Source organism: Paraburkholderia sp. GAS42 (genome assembly GCF_050436565.1).
Taxonomy (GTDB): Bacteria; Pseudomonadota; Gammaproteobacteria; order Burkholderiales; family Burkholderiaceae; genus Paraburkholderia.
In genome coordinates, this window is sequence record NZ_JBNDML010000016.1 from 43440 (window position 1) to 64365 (window position 20926).

General features: G+C 63.6%; 15 protein-coding genes. 10 read left to right on the plus strand and 5 right to left on the minus strand.

Annotation, left to right across the window (positions count from 1 at the left end):
- The first annotated feature begins 132 nt into the window (after positions 1-132).
- Positions 133-657, plus strand: coding sequence for an N-acetyltransferase family protein (locus P3T16_RS22715; protein WP_429343953.1), 525 nt, complete (start codon positions 133-135; stop codon positions 655-657).
- Positions 658-898: 241 nt separating this feature from the next.
- Positions 899-2023: a hypothetical protein gene (locus P3T16_RS22720; protein WP_429343954.1), complete on the plus strand. Its 1125-nt coding sequence runs from the start codon at positions 899-901 to the stop codon at positions 2021-2023.
- 71 nt (positions 2024-2094) lie between these two features.
- Here P3T16_RS22720 and P3T16_RS22725 read toward each other — a convergent pair whose 3' ends face one another.
- From P3T16_RS22725 to P3T16_RS22735, 3 genes are all read right to left on the minus strand, one after another.
- Positions 2095-2802 carry a DUF2968 domain-containing protein gene (locus P3T16_RS22725; RefSeq protein ID WP_429343955.1) on the minus strand — a complete coding sequence of 236 codons (708 nt, stop codon included), beginning with the start codon at positions 2800-2802 and terminating at the stop codon, positions 2095-2097.
- A gap of 230 nt (positions 2803-3032) precedes the next feature.
- Positions 3033-4448: a gamma-glutamyl-gamma-aminobutyrate hydrolase family protein gene (locus P3T16_RS22730; RefSeq protein WP_429343956.1), complete on the minus strand. Its 1416-nt coding sequence runs from the start codon at positions 4446-4448 to the stop codon at positions 3033-3035.
- Positions 4449-4578: 130 nt separating this feature from the next.
- Positions 4579-6336: a cation:proton antiporter gene (locus P3T16_RS22735; protein ID WP_429343957.1), complete on the minus strand. Its 1758-nt coding sequence runs from the start codon at positions 6334-6336 to the stop codon at positions 4579-4581.
- Between the two features lie 215 nt (positions 6337-6551).
- On the opposite strand from P3T16_RS22735, the gene P3T16_RS22740 reads away from it, so the two are divergent.
- The 7 genes from P3T16_RS22740 to guaD all read left to right on the plus strand — a co-directional run bounded on the left by P3T16_RS22740 (position 6552) and on the right by guaD (position 16506).
- On the plus strand, positions 6552-7931 hold the full coding sequence (locus P3T16_RS22740; protein WP_429343958.1) for an amidase: 1380 nt from the start codon (positions 6552-6554) through the stop codon (positions 7929-7931).
- Positions 7932-8026: 95 nt separating this feature from the next.
- Complete coding sequence (locus P3T16_RS22745) at positions 8027-8533, plus strand: disulfide bond formation protein B (protein ID WP_429343959.1); 507 nt, start codon at positions 8027-8029, stop codon at positions 8531-8533.
- A gap of 375 nt (positions 8534-8908) precedes the next feature.
- The gene (gene xdhA, locus P3T16_RS22750; protein WP_429343960.1) at positions 8909-10462 is read left to right on the plus strand and encodes a xanthine dehydrogenase small subunit; all 1554 of its coding nucleotides are present in this window, start codon (positions 8909-8911) and stop codon (positions 10460-10462) included.
- Positions 10462-12873, plus strand: coding sequence for a xanthine dehydrogenase molybdopterin binding subunit (xdhB, locus tag P3T16_RS22755; RefSeq protein WP_429343961.1), 2412 nt, complete (start codon positions 10462-10464; stop codon positions 12871-12873). Before xdhA ends, xdhB begins: the two co-directional genes overlap by 1 nt.
- Positions 12874-12981: 108 nt before the next feature.
- A complete protein-coding gene (xdhC, locus tag P3T16_RS22760) occupies positions 12982-13989 on the plus strand; it encodes a xanthine dehydrogenase accessory protein XdhC (RefSeq protein ID WP_429256928.1) in 1008 nt (335 codons plus the stop codon).
- A 72-nt stretch (positions 13990-14061) separates the two neighbouring features.
- Positions 14062-15090 carry an adenosine deaminase gene (locus P3T16_RS22765; protein ID WP_429343962.1) on the plus strand — a complete coding sequence of 343 codons (1029 nt, stop codon included), beginning with the start codon at positions 14062-14064 and terminating at the stop codon, positions 15088-15090.
- 84 nt (positions 15091-15174) lie between these two features.
- The gene (gene guaD, locus P3T16_RS22770; RefSeq protein WP_429343963.1) at positions 15175-16506 is read left to right on the plus strand and encodes a guanine deaminase; all 1332 of its coding nucleotides are present in this window, start codon (positions 15175-15177) and stop codon (positions 16504-16506) included.
- A 946-nt stretch (positions 16507-17452) separates the two neighbouring features.
- Here guaD and P3T16_RS22775 read toward each other — a convergent pair.
- Entirely contained in the window at positions 17453-18703 is a 1251-nt protein-coding gene (locus P3T16_RS22775; protein WP_429343964.1) for an NAD(P)/FAD-dependent oxidoreductase, read from the minus strand.
- A gap of 139 nt (positions 18704-18842) precedes the next feature.
- Between P3T16_RS22775 and P3T16_RS22780 the strand changes: the two genes are divergently transcribed.
- Complete coding sequence (locus P3T16_RS22780) at positions 18843-19568, plus strand: class I SAM-dependent methyltransferase (protein ID WP_429343965.1); 726 nt, start codon at positions 18843-18845, stop codon at positions 19566-19568.
- Between the two features lie 116 nt (positions 19569-19684).
- On the opposite strand, the gene P3T16_RS22785 is transcribed toward P3T16_RS22780, so the two are convergent.
- Positions 19685-20923, minus strand: a complete 1239-nt coding sequence (locus tag P3T16_RS22785; RefSeq protein WP_429343966.1) for a beta-ketoacyl-[acyl-carrier-protein] synthase family protein — start codon at positions 20921-20923, stop codon at positions 19685-19687.
- Positions 20924-20926: the final 3 nt, after the last annotated feature.

The window sequence follows — 20926 nt, forward strand, 5'->3', positions numbered from 1 at the left end:
CGCCGGGCGCCTTCCCGGGCAGGATATTACCGCTCTTGACGTCGTGTTGCATTTCATACAAACGGCTTACTGGAATCGCGGCATCTGAGCGGTACACTACCAGGCTCATGACTCGTTTCGGCGCTTTCTGCAATGTCCGATCTATCCCTGCGTCCCGCCACAATCGACGACGCTGCGCTCATCGCATCGATCCATGCTGCCAGCTGGCAGGCGACCTATCGCGGGCTGCTGCCCGACGCGTTTCTCGACAACGACGTCGCCCGGGATCGCGCCGCGCACTGGGAGGCGCGGCTCGCGGCGCCAGGCGCGGATCGACGACTCGTCGTGATCGCGGAACGCGCCGGCGAAGGGATCGGCTTCGTATGCGTCGAACGGCAGGCCGACTCGCAATGGGGCGTACTGCTCGACAACCTGCATACGTTGCCGGGTCATCAACGCATCGGCGTCGGCAAGCTGTTGATGCGCGCCGCGTGCGACTGGACGCGCACGCAGGGCGAAACCCAGCTGTATCTCTATGTGCTCGAAGGCAACGCGCCGGCAATCGCGTTCTACGAACGTCAGGGCTGGCAGGCAGCTGGCGCGGAGCCTGACTATATGGGCGGCGTCGACATCACTGCGCTGCGGTATGTGTATCGTCTCGACGCGAATGAACAGTGAGGGTTGGCGCGTTCATTTGAAACACCCTTGACGCAACGCCAGAGACCGGAAGTTTCACCGGGTACTTTCGGACGTTTCTGATCGTTGGTGTTTCGACGCCAGGGCATCATCGGCCGCTTCCAGCTATGGCTTTTACCGAGACGGCCCACGTCGGGGTCGGCCACTGCATGTGCCTTATGCATCGGCGTCGAGTCATACGTCGAGTGGCCGCCACTCTGTCATGAGCATCGCGAGAAGAACGATGTCGACTATTCCCCTCACTTTGATCGAAGGCGCAATGGCGCTCCCCAGAGTGCGCCCGTTTGCGAGCCTCCCTCATTCCTTTGGTCGCGAATGGGCGCTGTTGCCGCCCAATGTCAGCTTTCGTGTCGAACTCAAGGCGCTGTATGCGGCCATGTTGCGCACGTTCTGTTTAAGCGTCGAGGCGATCCGTACGGCGTGTCGATGGGAGCCGCTGAAGGTGAAGCCTGTGGCCGGCGGTTTGACTGCTGAGGCGGGTTTGACTTCTGGTGTGTCTGTACCGTCTGATCCGTCAGCCGGGCCGGTGCATGCGGCGCCTGTTGATCTGCTGATCGCGCCCGATGCGCCACAGTCTTCGTCGCGCAAACGGATGTTGCTCGGCGGCGCGTGTGCAGCGAGTGGCGCTGCCGTGCTCGCGTGGATCGCGTTGTCGACCTCGCATTCTCATCTGGCTGATCGCAGGACGCAGGACGGCGCGAAGGACGACATGCTTTCGTCATCGAACACACCATCGAGGCCGACATCGATGCGCAGCGACGATATCGGGTCGTCCGCTGCTGCGGCGTCGGCTTCGACTGGCAGGCAGGCGGCGGCAACGGAAACGATAGCTGCGTCTGCTGCGACATCGACAGCAGCGAAAACGGCGAGAAACGCATCGATGACGACGGCCACGCGTGCTTCTGCGACGAACGCCGCAGTAAGCATCTCCGCTCACGATCATCCGGTGAAAACCGCTCGCTCGGACGCGAAACCCTCTCGCACATCGATGCGCGACGCCACGAGCGCACCGATCGCGAAATTGCGGAAGGCGGATCAACGCGTGACATCGCACGTCACCAGAATGGCCAGACAGTCTGCTACGTCGAAACCGGCAACGCCCTCCGGCCTGGCCGTCGCGTCGACACGTCGCTCGAACGCGGTGCTATCGGCAGCCGGTCGCTTCTCACCACACCCGGCGACCACAACCGCCATCGACGACTACGCGTCCATCAAGACCTGGGCGGCTACGCACACCGGCGACGCCACATCGCCACGAGCCAGCGCCAGCGCAAACAGCAACGCCGACTGGATGGACAGCATGACGCAACGTCGCGTGACCGAAGTGCCTGAGCGCTTTTCGAAGTAATCGTCGTCACAAACGAAAACAGCCTGGCGCAAAACCAGGCTGTTCCGTTCAAACATGCGCTGATCGACGACCTACCGCGTTCCAGGCAAGCCCGCTTCCGTCTGACGCTGCAACTGTTGCACCTGCCGCTGCAATTCGCGCAGCTGCGCCTGCGCCCGCTCCTTCTCGGCACGCAATGTCACCGCCTCGCCCTGCACCGCACGCTGATGGTCGTTGACCTGCGCCTGCTGCGTACGCGCGACATCGAGGTCGGCCTGCAGCCGCTTCGCCCGATCTTCCGACAGCGCAATCACGCGATCGAGAAACGCCTTCTGCGCCTGCAATTCGGTACGGTGAATTTCAATGTCGGCCAGTTGCACCGTCTGCTTCACGAAGCCCGCATAAATGGCTTCGGCGCGCACGTCGTCCTGCGACTTGATCACGCGCCAGAAATGACGGTCCTGAAACAGCGCGACGTAGTACGTCATCTCCTGCGGATAGAAGAAGAGGCTCGCGCCGTAGCTTCCGTTATACGTGGTGCGCAATTCGACGAGCTTCGAATCGCGAATCATCTGCATCAATTCAGAGACGTCGCCCTGTGCGTCGCCCGCGCCGGCGGCGCCCGACGCTGCCTGCTGCGCGGACGGATCCGGCTGCGACGTCAATGCGTTCATTGCAGGCCGCGTGCCGACGACAGGCGCCGACGAGGCGCTCTCCTGTGCCCGCGCCGCCGCGCCGTGCAGCGACGCGCCCGCCACCGCGAGCAGCACCGCGCGCCGCAAAGATAAGGAGTACTTCATCGTGCATGCTCCGTGCAAATGCTGAATAGCCGGCAATTATCGCGCGGTTTGACAGCGAAGCGAAGCATTCTGAACAACCACGCGCCGACTTTAAATCAAGATAGATGGCCGTCGCGACGATCCGATGAATCCGCGATACAAATCGCGGCAAAACGAAACGGATTAGCGCAGTAAACGATAAAAAAGCCGGCGAGCGGCCGGCCTTTCCGTGCGTGTCCAATATCGAGACGCTAGAAGCGCGTCTCGCGCGCGACCCGCAAGAACGTGTCGAGCAACGGCGTGCAGTCGAGCAGTTCCGGACCACCCGCGCGATGAAACTCCGGGTGCCACTGCACGCCCATCACAAAGGGCGCGCGACGGTATCGCACGGCCTCGATGATGCCGTCGGAAGCCGAAACAGCTTCGATGTTCAGATCGCGACCGAGCGTCTTCACGGCCTGGTGGTGGATCGAGTTGACGATCGCTTCACGCCGGCCGGGGAACATGTTCGCGAGCGTCGAGCCATCCGGGAAATGCACCGCGTGCCGGTGCTGGTCGTAATGCTCGCTGACGTGCACGCCGGCCGTCGGCACTTCGGTGGCGATGTCCTGGTACAGCGTGCCGCCGAATGCCACGTTGATCAGCTGGCAACCGCGGCACACGCCGAGCACGGGCTTGCCGGACTCGACGAACTCGTGCAGCAGCTCGAGCTCGTACATGTCGCGGACGCGATCGCCGGGCCACTCGGGCCGGGTCGCGACTTCCTCGTAGGATTGCGGGGAGACGTCGGCGCCGCCTTGCAGCAGCAGGCCGTCGAGATGCTTCGCGTAGTCGCGCAGCCGGATGTTGCTCGGATGCAGCATGCCCTGATGACCCACTGTCGGGATCATGAACACGATCACGTCGCGCGACATCACCCAGTGCGCGATCGATTCTTCAAGGTATTGCAGGGTCTTGCCACGCAGCCCCTTCGCGCCCGGTTCCGGGTGGAAGATCCGCGCCGACACGCCGATGCGCAGCGTGCGTTGCGTGATACGCCGACCGGCGCGGTCGAACAGCTGACGGGCGCGCGCCGCCATGATCCGCCCAAAGACAGACCACGCGGAATCGCTCTGCTTCAGATAGCGCGGCGCCGTTGGCGGCACCGAACTGGCCGGTGGCGGATTGAAAGTGGCGAAGTCCGGTTGTGACGTGAAGCCGGGTGGCGGTGAACCCGGCGCGGCAGCCCCGCCAGCTGTAGAAGCCTCAGGCTGCGCGGTTGAAGCCGTCGTGCCGGCGGCGGTGCCGGCTCCTGCTCCGGTCGCCGCTGCCCCGGTCGCCGTGCCAGTCGACGAAGACGCCGGCTTGCCGTGTCGCGAAGACTTGTCGCGATCATGCACTTCGGCTTCCTGCTTCGCGGTCGCCTGGACGGCGGCTGCGCGCGCCTCGGCGGCGTCGAGTTGCTGCCGGGTCTTGGGCGGTTGCGCTGGCGTGACAGTCGATGCACTCTGCGGATCGTCCGTCGAGGCGCGGACCGCCGCCTCGGGCGCCGTCGGCAGTCCCGGGGACGCGGGCTGCGCGCCAGGTGCCGGTGTGCCGGGAAGATCAGTGGAAGAAGGGGTAGCGCCGGGTATGCCCGCCGGTGTAGCCGCGGGTGTTCCAGGATTGGTTGGCTTGTTTTCGCTCATGACTGTGGGGCAGGCGCGCCGTGCACGCGAACGAATGGGACACACTTTGATTATCCGCCAGCAGGCCATCAGCGGCAAACCAGCAAACAATTGCTCACATTGTTGCAGCTTTTTTACGGAAGTGCGGCGCTCATGGATCGGGCTGCTCGTCGAAGGTTTCGCGTAGCGCGATCTGCATGGCGGCGTGGATCTTTACGCACCAGCGCCACAGGACGGTCATCAACAGCGCGGCGCAGATCAGCACGGCAATGAGAAGGCCCGTCGGCGGCAGGATCGCGCCCGACAGCGCCGCGACCAGCAGGAACACGCCGATCATCGATACGACCGGCACAAGGTCCGAGATCGCATAGCGGATCGCGGCGGTGAAGCGCCCAGCCTTCGCGGGCTGCACGCTGATCTCGGCGAGCAGCAGCGCGAGCGACTTCGTCTTGCGATACACGGCGACGAGAAACGGCATCGAGACCAGCAGCGCCGCGCTCCACAACACGACGCGCTGCGTGGGCTCCGACGGAATCCAGCGCGCGATCCACCGGCTGCCATACGGCGCGCTGTACGAGGCCGCGAGGAAAATCGCCGCGACGAGCGCCAGGTTCACCGCGATCTGCACGACGATCCGACGCGTAATGCTGAACACCGTCGGCTCGCCGGTCTCGGGCCGCAAGCTGCCGAGCCACTGCGCGTAGAGGCCGAACACATTGGCGATCGTCGGCGGCATGGCCTGGCCGAGACGGCGCGTGAGTGGATCGGCAGCACGGATCAGATACGGCGTGAAGAGCGTCGTAAGCGCCGACACGGCAACCGCGATCGGATAAAGAAACGCGCTCGTCACTTTCAACGTGAGTCCGAGCGAAGCGATGATGAACGAGAACTCGCCGATCTGCGAAACCGTCATGCCGACACGCATCGCGGTGCGTCCATCCTTGCCCGCGAGGAAGGTGCCGAGCCCGCACGACACGATCTTGCCGGCAATCACTGCGATCGTGATCACGGCGATCGGCCACGCGTAGTCGACCAGCACAGCGGGATTGAGCATCAGCCCGATCGTCACGAAGAAGATCGCCGAGAACGCGTCGCGCAGCGGCGCGATCAGATGTTCGATGCGATGCAGATGGCGCGATTCGGCCATGATCGCGCCGATCAGGAACGCGCCGAGCGCGATACTGTAGTCGAGCTTCACGACCAGCAGACAGAAGCCGAAGCAGAAGCCGAGCACCGACACGAGCAGCATTTCGTCGCTCCTCGCGCGCGCGACGTAGTTGAGCGCGCGCGGCACGACGAGAATGCCGACCACGAGCGACACCGTCATGAACAGCAGCAGCTTGCCAAGCGTGACGAACGCGATGCCCGCGCTCAGTTCGCCCGTCTGCGCGATGCCGGAGAGCAGCACGAGCATCGCGATCGCGAGAATATCCTCGACGATCAGAATGCCGAACACGAGTTGCGCGAAGCTTTCGCGCTTCAGGTTCAGTTCGGATAGCGCCTTGACGATGATCGTCGTCGACGAGATGGCGAGGATCGCACCGAGAAAGAGCGAATCCATCCTGCTCCAGCCGAACGCGCTACCGATCTCGTAACCGAGCCACAACATCAGCACGATCTCGGATAACGCCGCGACAATCGCCGTCGCGCCGACGCGAAAGAGCTTGCGCAGGCTGAACTCGAGCCCGAGCGAGAACATCAGGAACACGACACCGAGTTCGCCGAGCGTCTGGATGGTCTGCTCGTCGTGGATCAGCTGGAACGGCGGCGTGTACGGTCCGATGATCACGCCCGCCACGATATAACCCAGCACCACCGGCTGTTTCAGGCGATGAAACAGCACCGTGACGACGCCCGCGATTGCCATCACCACCGCCAGATCCTGAATAAAGCCGATGCCGTGGTGCATGCGCACGAATCCTTACAAAACGTAAAAATCACATGGTAACCCAGACAGGCGGGAAGCCCCTCCAGCTCCGATCTACAATGCGGACGATATCGCCTGACGGTTTTGCGGGCACGCGCCACGCGTTTTTCCAGCGGCAGGACACCGCAGCCGCTGGAGACAGACGCACCGCGCGCCGCGAAGCAGCGCATCGCATCATTCACCGGACACGGACTGCCATGGCCACCGAATTTACGCCTTTCCCGCCGCTCGCCCAGCTTGCCGCCGATCTCGCCGCCGGCCGCACCACGAGCCGCCAACTTGTCGAAACCGCGCTCGAACGGATTGCCGATCCAGCCGGCCAGGGCGCGGTCGCCTTCATGCACGTCGACGCCGGCAGCGCCCGCGCCGCCGCCGACGCCCACGACCGGCTGCGCGCCGCCGGCACGGTGCTCTCGCCGCTCGCCGGTATTCCGGTCTCGGTGAAGGACCTGTTCGACATCGAAGGCCAGGTGACGCGCGCCGGTTCGCGCGCGCTGGCCAGCGCCGCGCCCGCAACCGCCGACGCGGTCGCCGTCGCGCGACTCAGGCGTGCGGGTGCGGTCATCGTCGGGCGGACCAATATGAGCGAGTTCGCGTTCTCCGGGCTCGGCCTCAATCCGCACTACGGCCATCCGCTGTCACCCTACCAGCGCAACGTGAAGGGCGACGAACGGATTGCGGGCGGCTCATCGTCGGGCGCGGGCGTGTCGGTCGCGGACGGCATGGCCGCCATCGCGCTCGGCACCGACACGGGCGGCTCGATCCGCATCCCCGCCGCGCTGTGCGGCCTGACCGGCTTCAAACCGACCGCCGATCGCATCCCGAAGCAAGGCGCCGTTCCGCTTTCGACAACGCTCGATTCGTTCGGCCCGATCGGCGTCTCGGTAGCGTGCTGCGCGCTGGTCGACCGGATGCTCGCGGGGCTCGAGCCGCGCATTCCGGCTGCGCGACCGCTGGAAGGCGTCAGGCTCGGCGTGCTCACTCACTATGTCACCGACGGTGTGGAACCCGCCGTCGCCGAAGCCATCGATACGGCGCTGAAGCACCTCGAAGCGGCCGGCGCGATCGTCAGCGAAGTGCGGTTCGCACCGCTCGACCGGTTACCGGCGATCAACCGCTTCGGCTTTGCGCCAATCGAGGCGTATGCGTGGCACCGCCCGCTGCTCGAAAAACATCGCGACGAATATGACCCGCGCGTGCTCGTGCGTATCCTGAAAGGCCAGCCCGCCAGCGCCGCCGACTACCTCGACCTTGTCGCCGAACGCAACGCGATGCTCGACGCCGCGCGCAGCACGCTCTGGCAGCGCTTCGACGCCATCGTCGCGCCGACGGTGCCGGTCGTGCCGCCGCGCCTCGCCGATCTCATCCACGATGACGAAGCCTTTGGCCGGACGAACGCCTTGATCCTGCGCAATCCGAGTGCATTCAACTTCCTCGATACGTGCGCGCTGTCGCTACCATGCCACCCCCGCGGCAGCGCGCCGGTGAGCCTGATGCTGGCCGGCCAGCCGCATGGCGACGACGCGTTGCTCGCCATTGGACGGGCCGCCGAAGCCGTCCTTAACACTATCCGTTAGACCGAACCCGACACGGGCGGCGTTCGCGCTAGAATCGCGGTCACACTCACGCTACTTCGGCCCCTATTTATATCAAAATGGCTCTAAACCACCTCATGCATCACCGGGACCCCGTGCTGCGCCGCGAGCGCACATGGCTCGTCCTGCTCGGTCTCATCTGCGTCGCGCTGGTTGCGGGCGCGCTCTATCTCCAGTTCGTCAAGCATGAAGACCCGTGTCCGCTGTGCATCATCCAGCGCTACTTCTTTCTGCTGATCGCCATCTTCGCGTTCCTCGGTGCGCGTTTCGACCGCTGGCGCGGCGTGCGGCTGCTCGAGGTGCTGGCGGTGCTGTCGGCGCTGGGCGGCATCGTCACGGCAGCACGGCATGTTTATGTGCAGGCGCACCCGGGTTTCAGCTGCGGTTTCGATGCGCTGCAGCCGGTGGTCGACGGTCTGCCGCCTGCGCGCTGGCTGCCGTCCGTCTTCAAGGTCGCCGGACTGTGCGAAACGCCGTATCCGCCTATCCTCGGACTGTCGCTGCCTGCGTGGTCGCTGGTCGCTTTTGTGGTCATGTTCGTGCCGCTCGCGCTGAGTTTGCTGCGCAACCGTCGTCGTAGCTAACGCGGCTAACCAGGCGGACACGAAGAAACCCGTGCAGGCCGCGCTCATCGCGAGCCGCCTGCGCGTAAACACCTGGCCTCCCTGGCCGTTTCGCTTTCCGCCTCCGGCGGCGTGCCCGGATTCCGTCCATGGGCCGCTCTTCCCCGCCCCGCCTCGCTCTCCGGGATTTTCCGCGCGACGCAACCTGTTCGCCTGCAGCGAGTCGTACACATGGCATGACCGCAGGCTGATATCCCGCATCATCGGGCCGGAATACTTTCCAGCGTCCGACGGTGCTATCTTCGGTCATGGATGGCGATCTACGTGCGCGAGGCCGGCTACGGCACGACCCCATGCGTAACGCGCGCCCGGTCCGCAATGTCTTCTGGATTCGCCATGACAACGCACACCATCCGTTTCTTCTACCGTGGGTCCGTCCGTGAAGTGCGCGACGTGCCTGCGTCGCGCACCGTGCTTCAGCATCTGCGCGAGGATCTCCATTGCACAGGCACCAAGGAAGGCTGCGCGGAAGGCGACTGCGGCGCGTGCACGGTCGTCGTCGGCGAATGCGATGCGCAGGGCGCGCTGCAGCTGAAAGCGGTCAACGCGTGCATCCAGTTCCTGCCGACGCTCGATGGTCGCGCGCTGTTCACCGTCGAAGACCTGCGCGGCCCCGATGGTGCACTGCATCCCGTGCAGCAGGCAATGGTCGACTGCCACGGTTCTCAATGCGGCTTCTGCACGCCGGGTTTCGTGATGTCGATGTGGGCGCTCTACGAGAACCAGCCTGCCGCGGCCGGCCTGCCCACGCGCGATGAAATCAACACCGCCCTGTCAGGCAATCTGTGTCGCTGCACGGGTTATCGACCGATCGTCGAAGCCGCGCAGAAAATGTTCGACTATCAGCAGTACCCGCGCGTGCCGTTCGACCGCGCGACGGTCGCCGACGCGCTGCGCGCCATCCAGCGGGACGACACCTTCGAATACAGCGCGCCCGATGCACGCGGCGCTGATTTCGGCACGCCGATGTTCTACGCACCCGTCACCGTCGACGCGTTCGCCGCGTTGTGCGCGCAGCATCCGCATGCGCGCATTCTCGCGGGGAGCACGGATGTCGGCCTGTGGGTGACCAAGCAGTTTCGCGATCTCGGCGACGTGCTGTTCATCGGCAACGTGGCCGAACTGAAAACCATCGAACGCGATGCGCAGACGCAGACGATCGGCGCGGCGGCCTCGCTCGAAGACGCCTACGCCGCGCTCGCCGTCGACTATCCCGAACTCGCTGAACTCTGGACGCGCTTCGCGTCGCTGCCGATCCGCAACGCGGGCACGTTGGGCGGCAACGTCGCGAACGGCTCGCCGATCGGCGATTCGATGCCCGCGCTCATCACACTCGACGCGGAAGTCGTGCTGCGTCAGGGCAAAAAAACGCGCGTGCTGCCGCTCGACGCGTTCTACCTCGGCTATCAGAAGAGCGCGCTGCAAACGGGCGAATTCGTCGTGGCGATCCGCGTGCCGCGTCCAGCGCGCGATCTGCGCTTTCGCACCTACAAGGTCTCGAAGCGGTACGATCAGGACATCTCGGCCGTGTGCGCAGCGTTCGCACTGAAGATCGACGGCGACGGCACGATTACCGAAGCACGCGTTGCGTTCGGCGGCATGGCGGCGACGCCGCAACGCGCCGCGCAGGCCGAAGCCGCGCTCACCGGCGCGCCCTGGGACGAAGCGACGGCCCGCCGCGCGATGGACGCCCTCACCGCCGACTACCAGCCGCTGACCGACATGCGCGCGTCGAGTGCCTACCGGTTGAAGGTCGCGCGCAATCTGCTGTGGCGCTTCTATCTGGAAACGCGCGACGCCGCGCCGCTCGCGTTGTCCGAAGTGAACGCCTTCGCATTCGAGGCGAGCGGAGCGCACGACGCAGCCACCACTGCAAGGGAGCCGTTGTGATGAACAGGCAAACCGATGCATTCATGACGCAAACTGCTGACGGAACGTCGCCGGCCGCGACCGCAATCGGCTCCGCGTTGCCGCACGAATCCGCCACGCTGCACGTGAGCGGCGAAGCCACCTACACCGACGATATCGCCGAACTGCAGGACACGCTGCACGCGGCGCTCGGGCTGTCGCGTCACGCGCATGCGCGCATCGTGTCGCTCGATCTCGACGCGGTGCGCAATGCGCCGGGTGTCATCGCGGTGCTGACGGCCGCCGATATCCCCGGAGAGAACAACTGCGGCCCCGTCCTGCACGACGATCCGATTCTCGCCGATGGCGAAGTGCTGTACCTCGGGCAGCCGGTTTTCGCTGTCGTCGCCGAGAGCCATGAACTGGCGCGGCGCGCGGCGTCGCTCGCGAAAAGCGATGACGTGATCCGCTATGAGCCGCTCGAAGCCGTGCTCACGCCTGCCGAAGCGAAAGCGAGAAAGCAGTTCGTGCTGCCGCCAATGCATTTGAAGCGCGGCAGTCCCGATGAAAAGATCGCCGCCGCGCCTCATCGCATCGCGGGCACGTTCGAAGTCGGCGGGCAGGAGCAGTTCTATCTCGAAGGCCAGGTCGCGTATGCAGTGCCCAAGGAAATGGACGGCATGCTCGTGTACAGCTCGACGCAGCATCCGAGCGAGATGCAGCACGTGGTCGCGCACATGCTCAACTGGCCGACGCACAACGTCGTGTGCGAATGCCGGCGGATGGGCGGTGGTTTCGGCGGCAAGGAATCACAGTCGGCATTGTTCGCCTGCGTCGCGGCGCTCGCGGCACGCAAGCTGCAACGCGCGGTGAAACTGCGCGCCGATCGCGACGACGACTTCATGATCACAGGCAAGCGTCACGACGCCATCTACGAATACGAAGCCGGCTTCGACGATACCGGCCGCATTCTCGGCGCGCGCGTGGAAATTGCGTTGCGCGCGGGATATTCGGCGGATCTTTCAGGCGCGGTGGCCACGCGCGCCGTGTGCCACTTCGACAACGCCTACTATCTGTCCGACGTCGATATCGTTGCGCTGTGCTGCCGGACGAACACACAGTCGAACACTGCGTTTCGCGGCTTCGGCGGCCCGCAGGGCGCGCTCGTGATGGAAGTGATGCTCGACAGCATCGCGCGTCAGCTGAAGTGCGATCCGGTCGATGTGCGGGTCGCGAACTACTACGGGGTCGGCGAACGCGACGTCACGCCGTATGGACAGCGCGTCGAGGACAACATCATCGCGCCGCTCACCGACGAGCTGCTCGCGACGAGCGACTATCGCGCGCGTCGCGACGCACTGGCCGCGTTCAACGCGACAAGCCCGGTGCTCAAGCGTGGCATCGCGATGACGCCGCTCAAGTTTGGCATCTCGTTCAACGTGCCGTTCCTGAATCAGGCCGGCGCGCTGGTGCACGTCTACAAGGACGGCTCGATCCTCGTCAATCACGGCGGCACCGAGATGGGCCAGGGGCTCAACACGAAGGTCGCGCAGGTCGTCGCGAACGAACTCGGCGTTGCGTTGTCGCGCGTGCGTTCGACGGCCACCGATACATCGAAAGTGGCGAACACGTCGGCGACAGCGGCCTCGACCGGCAGCGATCTGAATGGCAAGGCCGCCGAAGCCGCGGCGCGCACGATTCGCAACCGGCTCGCTGCGATCGCCGCGCAGCAACTGGACGGCGCAGTCGAAGACGTCACGTTTGCGGACGGCATGGTGAGCGTCAACGGTGCGTCGATGCCGTTCGAGCAGCTCGTCAACGCCGCGTATCTGGCGCGCGTGCAGTTGTGGTCCGACGGTTTCTACACAACGCCGAAAGTCCACTGGGACGCGAAAACGCTCACCGGCCATCCGTTCTACTATTTCGCGTATGGCGCGGCCGTGTCGGAAGTTGTCGTCGATACACTGACGGGCGAATGGAAGCTCGTGCGCGCGGATGTGCTGCACGACGTCGGTCAGTCGATCAATCCGGCGATCGATATCGGGCAGGTCGAAGGCGGCTTCATCCAGGGCATGGGCTGGTTGACGACCGAAGAACTCTGGTGGAACCGCGATGGCCGTCTGATGACGCATGCGCCTTCGACGTACAAGATTCCCGCGGTCAACGATACGCCTGCGGCATTCAATGTGAAGCTGTATCAAAACGAAAACGCCGAGCCGACGGTGTTCCGCTCGAAGGCGGTCGGCGAACCACCTTTGCTGCTGCCGTTTTCGGTGCTGCTCGCGTTGCGCGATGCGATTGCTGCCGTCGCGCCGGATGTGGACATCGCGCCGCCATTGCGTGCGCCCGCGACGCCCGAGGCGATCCTCGACGCGCTCGACGCCATGCGGTTGCAGGCGCCGTCGCAGGCCCAGCCGGCGACGGCGACTGCAACCGCCGATTCGACAGCCTGACACTTTTGTTGCTCCCGTCGCGCACATCAAGCGCGACGGCTGCGACGATTGCGATGATCAAACCCGGCCGCACGGCGATCCCGTGCGGCCCTGTATGGAGAAATACGGATGCAAACCTGGCTGCCCGATCTGCAACAGCTGCTCGTTCACGGCGACGCCGTCGTGCTCGTGACGGTCGCGCGCGCCGAGGGTTCTGCGCCGCGCGATGCCGGCACCAAGATGATCGTCACACGCGATTCGGCGAAGCATACGATCGGCGGTGGACATCTCGAGTGGAAAGCCATCGAGACCGCGCGTCAGGTGCTGAAGGACGGCATGCGTACGCCGCATCTGCGTCGTCTTGAACGCTTCGCGCTGGGTCCCAGCCTTGGACAATGCTGCGGCGGCGCTGTCGTGCTCGCGTTCGAGCGGCTCGACGTCGGCGATCTTGGCTGGGTGACGTCGCTGGCGAAGCGCAATGCAGCCGGTCTTTCGACGGTCCGTAGCGTATCATTCGGCCCCGCTCCGGATGCGGTCATGCTGTCGGACCCGGAACCGGGCGTCGAAGGCACCGACTGTCTGCTGTGGGACGGCGCCGGCTTCGACGAGAGCGGCGCGCTGCTCACCGAGACAATCGCGCCGCGCGACTTCGCCGTCGTGCTGTTCGGCGCGGGACACGTAGGCGCAGCGCTCGTGCGCGTACTTGCGACATTGCCGTGTCACGTGCTCTGGGTCGACGAACGCGACGCGCAGTTTCCGCCGCCCGATACGATCAATGCGCCGAACCTGACGATCGACGCGAACGATGCGCCTGACGAAGCCGTCGACCGCGCCGCGCCGAACACGTACTTCATCGTGATGACGCACGACCATCGCGTCGACCTGGCGCTGGCCGAGCGCATCCTGCTTCGCGGCGACTTTGCGTTCTTCGGCATGATCGGCTCGCATTCGAAGCGCAAGCAGTTCGAGCACCGGCTTGCCGCGCGCGGCATCGATCCATCGCAGATCGCGCGGATGAAATGCCCGCTTGGCGTGGACGGCATCGTCGACAAATCGCCGGAAATCATCGCGATCTCGACGGCGGCACAGCTGCTGCAGGCCGTCGAAGCGCATGCCAGTACGACGCAGCCGGCTTGAATACTTCCGGACCGAATCAGCAACATCTGGAGCGAAGCACGTTCCATCGATAAAACCAGCGAAATACAGAACATGAACACACCCTACGCTCTCACCACTAAAGCTGCTGGCGCACCTAAAGCCGAACTGCACATTCACATCGAAGGCTCGCTCGAACCCGAACTGATTTTTGCGCTGGCTGAACGCAATGGCGTGAAGCTCGCTTACGAGTCGATCGACGCACTGCGCGCCGCCTATGCGTTCACCGATCTGCAATCGTTCCTCGACATCTACTACGCCGGCGCGAGCGTGCTGCTCAAGGAGCAGGACTTCTACGACATGACGATGGCGTATGCCGAACGGGCGCTCGCCGATAACGTCATCCATACGGAAATCTTCTTCGATCCGCAGACGCACACCGAGCGCGGCGTTTCGATTGCAACGGCCGTGGCAGGCATCGAACGCGCGCTCGCCGACGCGGAAAAGCGCGGCCTGACCAGCAAGCTGATTCTGTGCTTCCTGCGCCATCTCTCCGAAGAAGATGCGCTCGCAACCTTCGACGAAGCCCTGCCGCTTTTCGATCAATACAGTCATCGGCTGATTGGTGTCGGACTGGATTCGTCGGAACGTGGCCATCCGCCGTCGAAATTCGAGCGCGTGTTTGCGAAGGCGCGCGACAAGGGACTGAAACTCGTCGCGCACGCGGGTGAGGAAGGTCCGCCGTCATACATCTATGAAGCGCTCGATCTGCTGAAGGTGGATCGCGTCGATCACGGCGTGCGCAGCATCGAAGATCCGGCGCTGGTGACCCGTCTTGCCGACACGCGCGTCGCGTTGACCGTGTGCCCGCTGTCGAACCTGAAGCTGTGTGTGTTCGACGATCTGACGAAACACACACTGAAGGCCCTGCTCGATCGCGGCGTGGCGGTCACGGTGAACTCGGATGATCCGGCTTATTTTGGCGGCTACGTCAACGAAAACTACGTGGCAACCATCGAGGCATTGAAGCTCAACGATGCCGATGTCTACACGATTCTGCGCAACAGCTTCGAAGCGTCGTTCGTGACGCCTGTGGAGCGCGACGCGATGATCGCAAAGCTCGACGCGCACTGGAACGCTTGAGGCGCTTCGACAGCCCGATAAGAAAGCTGGCATTCAAGCCAGCGATGAGACTTTAGATTCCCTATGATGGAGACGGTTTTCCCCATGACTCAAACGGCTTACCGCGCACAACTGCTGACCTTCAATGGCGATCCCGCGCAATCGTCCAACGCGGCCGTCTTCAACGAAGACGGTCTTCTGATCGTCGAGGACGGTCGTGTGGTGGCGAGCGGCGCGTATGCGGCGCTATCGAAGCAGCTCGCGCCGGGTACGCAGGTCACCGGGATGCGCGACAAGCTGATCGTGCCGGGTTTCATCGACACGCACATTCACTATCCGCAGACGGACATGATCGCGTCGCCGGCGCCGGGTCTTTTGCCGTGGCTGGACACGTACACGTTTCCGACCGAGCGCCGCTTCGCGGATCCGGCGTACGCACGCGATACCGCGCGCTTTTTCGTCGACGAGCTGCTTTCATGCGGCACGACGACAGCGCTCGTCTACTGCACGGTGCACAAGGAATCGGCGGATGCCCTCTTTGCCGAAAGCGAAGCGCGCAATCTGCGGATGGTGGCGGGCAAGGTGTTGATGGATCGTAACTGTCCGGCGTTTTTGCGTGACACGGCGCAATCCGGTTATGACGACAGCGCGGAGCTGATCGGCCGCTGGCACAACCGCGGACGGCAGATGTATGCGTTGACACCGCGCTTTGCGCCGACGTCGACCGAAGCGCAACTCGAAGCATGCGGCGTGCTTGCACGTGAGCATCAGGACGTGTTTATCCAGAGCCACGTCGCGGAGAATACCGACGAAGTGAAATGGGTGGCCGATCTGTTCCCGGGTCATCGCAGCTATCTGGACATCTACGATCATTACGGGCTGCTGCGTCGTCGCGCGGTGTATGGGCACTGCATTTATCTTGACGAAGAAGATCGTCGACGGATGGCTGAGACGGGCGCGGTGGCGTCGCATTGTCCGACGTCGAATCTGTTTCTCGGCAGCGGGCTGTTCGATTTCGACAAGGCGGCTGAAGCGGGCATGCCGGTGGCGCTGGCGACCGATGTCGGTGGCGGCACTTCGTTCTCGATGTTGCAGACGATGAACGAGGCGCACAAGGTTGCGCGGTTGAACGGGCATCATTTGACCGCTACGCGGATGTTCTGGCTGGCGACCGCTGGCGCGGCTGAGGCGCTTGATCTTGGCGATAAGGTTGGGACGCTGGCTGTCGGGTCTGAGGCGGATTTTGTTGTGCTTGATCCGGCGGGGACGCCGTTGCTGGCGCGGCGGAACGCGCGGTGTGAGACGCTTGAGGAGTTGTTGTTCTCGTTTGCCCTGCTGGGCGATGATCGGGCTGTGTTTGAGACTTATTCGGCTGGGCGGCGGGTGCATCAGAGGGGGGTTCAGCGCGCTCAGGGCGCTCCTTGCGTCGCTGCTTAAGGTTTTTTTTGTTGGCCTTTCTTTGTGTTCATGTCGGTCTATTAGCGTTGCCCCTGTGCGGGGCGGCATTTTCTTTGCCCCCAAGGGGACTTCCTTCGGGGCGTCCTTGCCGACTGGCGCTTCTTCCTGCCCGTTTTGAGCCTTTTGTTGGCCTTTCCTTGTATTCATGTCGGTCTATTGGCGTCGCCCCTGTGCGGGGCGGCACCTACTTTTCTTTGTCCTTGCCAAAGAAAAGTAGGCAAAAGAAAGGCGCCGAAAACTCGTCCGTTCCGGGCTGTGTGACACACGGGGAACGGCACCCCATGAAGTGTCTCCCTCGCATTTCACACGGCATGGGTCCGCGCACGATCTGATCCCGCGCGTGAGTCACGCATGTGACAAGGCAGTCATCCACCCCACTTCGCACTACGTGCGTCGCGGATCGGTCCGCCCCCCGCGGTTTGCGCACGTTTGAATAACGATTGAGCCTGTTCGCATTAGTCCAGCAGTGGCTGCACAGTCCGTCGCCGAAACTCGGCAAGCCCGCGCCAACAACCCCAATCCCCACATCAACAAGCAAGTTACTACGCCGGCCTCAACCAGACACGCGAATATCCCGGCGCGACGACGGGAGCGGGAAGGTTATGCCTCACGGCGACGCACGAAGTGCGGAGTCGGATGAATGAGCCCTGTGTCACGGGCGGCACTGTACGGGGGATCAGATCGTGCGCGGACCCATAGCCGGTGAAGTGCGAGGGCGACACTTCATGGGGTGCCGTTCCCCGTATGTCACACAACCCGGAGCGGCAGAGTTTTCGGCGCCTTTCTTTTGCCTACTTTTCTTTGGCAAGGACAAAGAAAAGTAGGTGCCGCCCCGCACAGGGGCGACGCAAATAGACCGACATGAATACAAGGAAAGGCCAAGGAAAAGGCCAACGAAAACCAGAACAAAGAAAACCCCAAAACCCTAGGTTTGGGAACAAACCGCATGCAGCGCATTTAACCGCCGCACTGGATCCGCAACATAAGGATTACTCTCATCCCAGGCATACCCAGCGAGAACCGAGCCAATCATCCTCCGGATCGAATCCGTCTGATGAGGATAAAAAATAATTTCCTGCAACTCGCCGGTATACCACCGCTCGACGAAAGCCCGAAACGTATCAATCCCCCGGCGCAAGGGCACATCATACTGAGCCTGCCAGTCGACAGCCTCACCCGCAAAAGCCCGCAACAAAACCTGCACAGCGAGATGCGCTGACCGCACCGCAATCGTCACGCCAGAAGAAAACACCGGATCAAGAAACTCCCCGGCATTGCCCAGTAACGCATACCCGGCCCCGTGCAAGCGCTCGACGTTAGCCGAGTACCCGCCAATATGCCGCACAGGCATCAAAAACGGCGCACGACCAATCAGTCGCGCCAGCGTAGGCTCCTGCATCAGCAGCTCACGCAACCGCGCGTCGCGCGCGTCCTCAGGCATGTCGAGGAAGCCAGCATCCGCCACACATCCCACTGAAGACCGTCCGCCCGCAAGCGGAATCATCCAATACCACACGTCCCGCCGTTCAGGATGAACAGCAACCGTGATCTTGTTGCGGTCCGTCGTGCCAAACGGAATCCCGTCAAGTACGTGCGTGAAAATCGCCGCGCGCGCCGGCATCCGCGACGGCGTTTCAAGATTCAACAGCCGCGGCAGGACACGCCCAAACCCGCTCGCGTCGAGCACAAACCGCGCATGCACCTTGTACGCATTGCCCGCTTCGTCTTCGACGTCGAGCACCGGCGCTTCGCCCGTCTGCATTGCGCGCACCGTGTGTCCGAAACGGACCTCCGCACCCTGCTCCGCCGCGCAGCGAATCAACAGGTTATCGAACGTTGCGCGCTCAACCTGATAGGTCGTGCCCCAGCCCGGCGTGTGTTTGTCACGGAAGTCGAAGGCCGACGCCCTGTCGCCCGCGATAAAGTGCGCGCCGTTCTTGTACTGGAACCCGGCCTCGACCACGGCCTGCAACATGCCCGCCTCTTCGAGGTACGCCATGCTCTGCGGCAACAGGCTCTCGCCAATCGAAAACCGCGGGAAATGCTGGCGCTCGAGCACAAGCACCGAACGCCCGGCCTTCCTCAGCAGCGCAGCCGCAACGGCACCCGAAGGCCCCGCACCGATGATGGCGACGTCGACCCCATCGCCCGTTGTCGTACCTGTATTCGTGTTCAAAACGACCCTCTTCTGGTTGTCCTCGACTTGCCCCCGAGCGACAGTTTCATCTTTTTGTCATCCCATCCCGCTGCATCGACTTGCCATTACAATGGCGCGCAGATCAGTCAATAAACAACAACACCGCGACGGAGACCACATGTCGCCATCTGAAACATACCGCGTGCCTTTCGTGCCGGAAACGGCCTTTGGCATCTGGTTCCTGCGTACCCATACGTGGGAACACCACGTCCTGCGCGTCGCGATCAATGACCTCAAACGTCTGATCGACACGCCCCTGCCCACCGCACCGGTTATCGTCGATACCGGATGCGGCCAGGGTATTTCGTTTCGCCTGCTGGCCGAAGCGTTCAACCCGTCACGCATCGTCGGCATCGACTTCCATGAGCCATCGCTTGTGCTCGCCGAAAACGCGGCCGGCGGCTGTGCACCGAACACCACCGTCGACGTCATGCATGGCGACTGCGCACAGCTGCCGCTGCCCGACGCCAGCGCCGACATCGTGTTCTGCCATCAGACGTTCCATCACCTCGTCGAGCAGGGACGCGCGCTGGCCGAATTCCGTCGCGTGCTGAAACCCGGCGGCGTCCTGCTGTTCGCCGAATCGACCGATGCTTACATCAAGTCATGGGTGATCCGTCTGCTGTTCCGTCATCCGATGCACGTGCAGAAAAGTGCCAACGGATACCTCGACATGATCCGCGACGCCGGCTTCGCGTTCAGCGAACGCAACGTCTCACTGCCCTACCTCTGGTGGAGCCGCGCTAAAGATTTCGGTCTCCTCGAACGGCTCGGCCTGCATCGTCCGCAACCCGGCAAACGTCGCGAAACGCTCGTCAACGTGGCGGCGGCCAGGACGTCTTAACGCAACACCGGAGTGGCGGCACGGCGAATGCCGCGCCGCCACTTCAGCTCAGCAAACATCAATTGCCGTTTATCGTCTTTTTCACCGTTGATCAGGTGGCTTCGAGTACGACAGCATCACGCGCCTTTCCAGGCGCTCAACATCAGGCTCGCGCAACTGCCGCCGAACCCGAATGAAACTGACATCGCCGTTTCGATCGTCGCATCACGCGATTCGCGCACAAGTGGCAACCGGTCAAGATCCAGCGCAGGATCGGCAGTTTCGATGCCTGTCGTCCCGGCGATGAAACCGTCGCGCATCATCAGCATCGCGTAGATCGCTTCGTGCGCACCGCACGCGCCAAGCGGATGGCCGGTCAATCCTTTCGTCGACGAAAACGCCGGGACTTCCTCGCCGAATACCGCCTGTAGCGCGAGCAGTTCTTCGGCGTCGCCGCGCGGCGTCGAAGGCGCATGCGTGTTGATGTAGTCGGGACGCGCGCCCGATTCATCGAGCGCCTCGCGCATCGCGCGGGCGATGCCGCCGGCGTGCGGCGTGACCATGCCCGCGCCGTCAGTGCAATGGCCAAAACCGGTCAGTTCAGCATGGATGCGCGCGCCGCGCGCGAGCGCATGCTCCAGCGATTCGAGCACCAGCACACCGCCTCCCGACGCCATCACGAATCCGTCGCGCGCGACGTCGTACGGACGCGATGCGCTCGCGGGCGTATCGTTGAAGCGCCGCGACAACGCACCCATCGCGTCGAACAACAGCGTCATGTTGTCGTGCAGCGATTCGCTGCCGCCCGCAAGCACGATGTCCTGACGGCCGGTCTGGATCAACTGCATCGCCTGCCCGATCGCCAGCGACGATGTCGTGCACGCGGACGAAGGCGAATACGTCACGCCTTCGATACCGAACACCTGCGCGACGTTCGCCGACGCGGTGCTGCTCATCGCCTGCGGCACGGTATACGGCGGCGTCTTCTCGATGCCGCGCGTATTCGCGATCGCCATCGCCGCGTCGTACGTCGACATCGTGCCGACGCCAGAACCGATCACCGCGCCCGCACGCGGCGAACGCAAGGCATTGAAATCGAGCGCGGCATCGTCGATCGCCTTGCGCGCCGCGTGCGCCGCAAAGCGCGCGGTGTCGCCCATGAAGCGTTCGAGCTTGCGATCGAACGGCGTCTCACTGGCGACGCCAGCAACGCCTGCGACCTGACTGCCAAAACCACGCTTGCGCCATGCGTCGATGCGCGTGATGCCGCCCCGCCCTGCGCGCAACGCGCGGGACACGTCATCGAGTTCATTGCCCAGACACGACACGATGCCCATGCCGGTCACGACGACGCGCTGCATGTCGCGCTTTGCCATCAC